This window comes from Aeromonas sp. HMWF014 (assembly GCF_963878295.1).
Classification (GTDB): domain Bacteria; phylum Pseudomonadota; class Gammaproteobacteria; order Enterobacterales; family Aeromonadaceae; genus Aeromonas; species Aeromonas popoffii.
The window spans coordinates 1-4,910 of sequence record NZ_CAWNYS010000167.1; the positions used below are offsets into that span (position 1 = coordinate 1).

6 protein-coding genes are annotated in these 4,910 nt (G+C 59.1%); 2 read left to right on the forward strand and 4 right to left on the reverse strand.

The window, feature by feature from the left end; all coding sequences use genetic code 11:
* A partial coding sequence (locus AAC083_RS06580; RefSeq protein WP_146181601.1) for an extracellular solute-binding protein occupies window positions 1-655 on the reverse strand: 655 nt, incomplete at its 3' end.
* Between the two features lie 251 nt (window positions 656-906).
* The gene (gene glnK / locus AAC083_RS06585) at window positions 907-1,245 is read right to left on the reverse strand and encodes a P-II family nitrogen regulator (RefSeq protein WP_042038791.1); all 339 of its coding nucleotides are present in this window, start codon (window positions 1,243-1,245) and stop codon (window positions 907-909) included.
* Window positions 1,246-1,446: 201 nt separating this feature from the next.
* On the opposite strand from glnK, the gene arfB reads away from it, so the two are divergent.
* Both arfB and AAC083_RS06595 read left to right on the forward strand, forming a co-directional pair.
* On the forward strand, window positions 1,447-1,863 hold the full coding sequence (gene arfB / locus AAC083_RS06590) for an alternative ribosome rescue aminoacyl-tRNA hydrolase ArfB (RefSeq protein WP_042038790.1): 417 nt from the start codon (window positions 1,447-1,449) through the stop codon (window positions 1,861-1,863).
* A gap of 43 nt (window positions 1,864-1,906) precedes the next feature.
* Window positions 1,907-2,425, forward strand: coding sequence for a methylated-DNA--[protein]-cysteine S-methyltransferase (locus tag AAC083_RS06595; protein WP_108536136.1), 519 nt, complete (start codon window positions 1,907-1,909; stop codon window positions 2,423-2,425).
* Between the two features lie 359 nt (window positions 2,426-2,784).
* Here AAC083_RS06595 and AAC083_RS06600 read toward each other — a convergent pair whose 3' ends face one another.
* Window positions 2,785-3,981 carry a NupC/NupG family nucleoside CNT transporter gene (locus AAC083_RS06600; protein ID WP_108536137.1) on the reverse strand — a complete coding sequence of 399 codons (1,197 nt, stop codon included), beginning with the start codon at window positions 3,979-3,981 and terminating at the stop codon, window positions 2,785-2,787.
* A gap of 182 nt (window positions 3,982-4,163) precedes the next feature.
* Window positions 4,164-4,910, reverse strand: a 747-nt coding sequence (locus tag AAC083_RS06605; RefSeq protein ID WP_108536138.1) for a substrate binding domain-containing protein, incomplete at its 5' end; no start/stop codon positions are given.

Genomic DNA, 4,910 nt, shown 5'->3' on the forward strand with positions numbered 1-4,910 from the left:
GGTAGTAGCTGTTGCCGAGCGACAGGTCACAGATGCCATCTTTGATCGCCTTGACCTGATCCCGGTCGTTGCCCTGCGGCTTGCGCGCCAGGTTGGCCTTGACCGCTTCCAACCAGGTTTTGGTCTCGGCCATGCCGTGATGGGCGATCATGGAAGAAACCAGCGCCACATTGTACTCGTGCTTGCCGCTGCGGGTACAAATTTTCCCTTTGAATTCAGGCTTGGCCAGATCTTCGTAGCTGATGGTGTCCAGCTTGCCGAGGCGATCCTTGCTCGAATAGATGGCACGCACCCGGGTGGTCAGGGCGAACCAGCGGTTCTCCGGGTCACGATAGATAGCGGGAATATTCTCCTGCAGGATCTTGCTGTCTACCGGCTGCACCAACCCCTTGTCCACCAGATCGGTCAGCCGGCTGATATCAACAGTCAGCATGAGATCGGCCGGGGAAAGCTTGCCTTCCCGCTCCAGACGCTCGTTCAGCCCCTCTTTGGCGAACACCACGTTGACCTTGATGCCCGATTCCTTCTCGAACTGCTGGATGATGGGCTTGATCAGCTCATCCTGCCGGTTGGAGTAGACATTCACTTCCCCTGCCGCCAACGCTCCCTGAGCAGCCAGGGTCGAGAAAGCCAGTGCCAACATCTTCATTTTCATCATCCATTCCTTGAGTTGCTATATCGAGTGATAACCATTGCTGTTTGTATTTTGCATTGGCCTCGACAGCGGGATCAAGAAAACATCGAGTGCGGGATCACATATTTAAACGCCTTGCAAACAAAAGGGCCGGATAGAATCCTATCCAGCCCCACCATGGAGTCCATCCGCGACTTCACATCGGCAATCTGTCCGGCCTAGCCAATCCTCAAAAGAGTCTTCTTGCTCAAACCGGCATCACGCGCGAGAGTTCAGAGTGCCTCGTCGTCGCTCTCGCCGGTGCGAATGCGCACCGCCTGTAGCAAGTCGTAGACGAAGATCTTGCCGTCACCAATCTTGCCGGTGTAGGCCGCCTTGCAGATCGCCTCTATCACCCCTTCGACGTTGTCATCGACCGTCGCTATTTCCAGCTTTACCTTGGGTAAGAAGTCGACCTGGTACTCGGCTCCCCGGTATAATTCGGTGTGCCCCTTCTGACGACCAAACCCTTTGACCTCGGACACGGTCAGGCCCTCGATCCCCAGGTTGGCGACCGCTTCGCGCACATCGTCCAACTTGAACGGTTTGATTATCGCAGTAATCAGCTTCATCTGGTTGCTCCCAATCCATGGTATGTCATGAATTGGGAGTCAATTCTCGTGCCAAGTCTTTTTATTGTTAAATTTCAAAAGGATAGTTTTTTATTCTGGGATAGGCACCCCACAATATCACCCAGGGAGCGCATCTCGCCCCATAATGAGGCACCAAGCTGAACCAGCCTCTCCCGATGCACCAAACAAGAGCACAGCAGTATGTTAGTCATCTCCAACAGCGTGACCCTGCCCTGGCATGAGCTGCAGTTTCAAGCCATGCGAGCTCAGGGCGCCGGCGGCCAGCACGTCAACAAGACCGACTCCGCCGTCTGGTTGCGCTTCGATTACCGCAGCTCCCCCAGCCTGCCGGATCTCTATAAGGAGGGACTCGACAAGCTGAGCGACAGCCGGGTACACGACGGTTTTATCCAGATCCGCGTCGAGACCCATCGCAGCCAGGACATGAACCGCAAGGAGGCCATGAGCCGCCTGGTGGAGCTGCTTAAAAAAGCCGCCTGGCGTCCCAAGGCCCGTCATGCCACCAAGCCGACCCGCAGCTCCCAGCGCAAACGAGTCGACGCCAAGAAGCGCAAGGGCGACATCAAGTCGGCCCGCGGCAAACCCGTGCTGGAGTAATGCTGCCAGCCTTACGACTTGCCTACGCCAAGGATGAGAGAAGATGAGATACAGTTTTTGCGACAGCGCCCACGGTCCCCTGCTCATCGCCATCGATCGGGATGGACTGCGCCATGTGGAGTTCATGCAGGGTGAACGCCCCATCATGCCAGCCCCGCAGTGGCGCCAGGATGATCTGGCGCTGGCGCCCTACGTCGAGCAGTTTGCCGCCTATTTCTCTGGCCACCTGCAGCGCTTCGATCTGCCGCTCGCTGCCAAGGGAACCCCCTTCCAGCAATCGGTATGGCGCGCCCTGTGCGACATTCCCTACGGCGAGACCGTCAGCTATCTCGAAATAGCCCAGTCCATCGGCAATCACAAGGCGGTACGCGCAGTGGGGGCCGCCAATGGCCGCAATCCCCTCAGCATCATAGTGCCCTGTCACAGGGTGATTGGGCGCAGCGGCCAGCTGACCGGTTATGCCGGCGGCATACCCATCAAACGCTGGTTGCTGGCCCTGGAACAACAGAACGGCCATGCATTCAGGCTGACCCCTGATGGGATGACAGCGGCATCCCTGTAAAACACTGGTTGCTGGCTCTGCAACAATAAAACGCCCACTCATTCAGGCTGACCCCTGATGGGATGGCAGCGGCACTCCAATAACACCCTGGCTTGAGGCACTGGATTGGTCCCGTTTCGCGTTTAGTAAAATGAACGCAGCATGAAGAATCGCCTCAGAAGGGCTTCAGACAGGGTCAGGCATCATGGCTTCACACTTGGATGGCATGGCTCATCCCTCATTCAAGTGGCACCCATGTGACGCTTCCAATCTGTTTTTTCCCCGCGCCTCCTCTGAGGCGCTTTTTTTTGCCCGAACGCGGCCAACAAAAAAGCCCGCCGAAGCGGGCTCTGACCGTAAGGTGCTAGCGTCGAGGTGAATCAGAGAGCGAGGAACAGCCCCGCCAGCGAGGCACTCATCAGGTTTGCCAGCACACCTGCCAATATGGCGCGCATGCCATAACGGGCGATGAAGGATTTGCGCTCCGGCACCATGGCGCCCAGACCACCGATCAGGATCGCCATGGAGGAGATGTTGGCGAAACCGCACAGGGCGAAGGTAACGATGGCCCTGCTCGATTCGTTCAGAGTCTGATCCTGCACCAGGGCGATGAAGGCGACGAATTCGTTGATGACTATCTTGGTCCCGATCAGGGCACCGGCCGCCTGGGCCTGATCCCAGGGCACGCCGATCAGCCAGGAGACGGGGGCAAACAGCCAGCCCAGGATGATCTGGAAGCTCAAATCCAGCCCCACCAGACCGCCAGCCCAACCCAACAGGCCGTTGAGCATAGCAATCACCCCGACGAAGGCCAACAGGGTCGCACCGACCGCGACCGCGATGTTAAGGCCAGCCATGGCGCCATCGGCCGCCGCTTCGATGACATTGGTCGCACGCGGGATCTCCACGTCCTGATGGTGATCCACCTCGCCGATTCCGGGCGGTACCAGGATCTTGGCCATGGCCAGACCGGCGGGCGCCGACATGAAGGCGGCGGCGATCAGGTATTTCAGCTCAACCCCGAGGCTGGCGTAGCCCACCAGCGTACCACCGGCAACAGAGGCGAGGCCGCAGCTCATCACCGCGAAGAACTGGGAATCGGACATCTTGGAGAGGTAGGGTTTGACCACCAGCGGCGCTTCCACCATGCCGACGAAGATGTTGGCGGTGGCGGAGAGGCTCTCGGCGCGGCCAGTGCTCAGTAGCTTCTGCAGACCGCCGCCCAGCAGGGCGATGACCCGCGGCATCAAGCCTATGTGATAGAGGATGGCGATCACCGCCGAGAAGAAGATGATGACCGGCAACACGTTGAACGCAAAGATGAAGCCCAGCTTGAACTTGGCCAGGTCCCCGAACAGGAAGGCGATCCCCTCCTGGCCGTAACCTATCACGCTACTGACGCTCTCGCTGACCCCGTTCAGCACGTGCTGACCGGCAGGCAGCCAGAGCACCAGACCGGCAAAGAGGACTTGCAGGCAGAGGGCAAGGCCGACTGTTCGCAACGGGATACGACGACGATTATCAGAGCAGATCACGGCCAGCGCCAGGATACTCAGTATGCCGAGCAGGGCTATCATAGGGACTCCATCAGGTGGGGCAAAAGATGGGCGCGGATTCTGCGCTCCACGCTCAGCCACTGCAAGCCCGCTTGGTTACAGCCCTGTTAGCAAAAACGTTTGCACGATACCGGTTGCGCCAACCCGCTGATTTGGTTCAATTTTGGTATCACACGAAAGCCAGCGTTCTTATATGGAAACGATCATTCCTCTATGCCAGACAATTTGCCGCCGAGCCAGGGGGCGAGTCGCTGCTCCCAATAGGGATTGGGACCGAAGCTCTCCTTGAGGAAATCGATGAACAGCCGGATTTTGGGATCCAGATGTTCGCGCCTGGCGTAGACGGCGTGCACCGCCATCTTCTGGTTCGGCCGCCACTGGGGTAGCAGGGGGATCAACTGACCGGATTGCAACTCCTGGTCCAGCAAGTAATTGGCGACATAGGCGATACCGAGTCCGGCCAGGGCGGCATCCCGCACCGCCTCCGCCAGATCCACCCGGTAGTTGCCGGCCACCTGCACCGTCTGGCGCTCCTTGCCCTGGCGAAACGACCACTCGTGGTAGCGCCGCTCCCGACTCTGGTAGGTGATGCAGTTGTGCTGGGCCAGCTCCTTGGGGTGCAGCGGGGTACCGTGGCTCAGCAGATAGTCCGGCGAGGCCACCAGCACGAAGTGGATATCCGCCAGCCGCTGCCCCACCAGCGCTTCGGGCTTGTCTTCATAGGTGGTGATCCAGAGATCCAGTCCCTCATCCACCAGGTTGGTTCTGTGATCGAACAGGGAGACTTCCAGCTCCAGCTCGGGGTAGCGATCCTGAAACGCCTTGAGGCGCGGGATCACGTGCAACCGGCCAAAGGACTGACCGACTCCCAGATGCAGGACGCCACTCACCTTGCCACGGCGCTCCGCCACCATGGAGTCCGCCTCCAGCGCCACCGCCACCAACGCGCG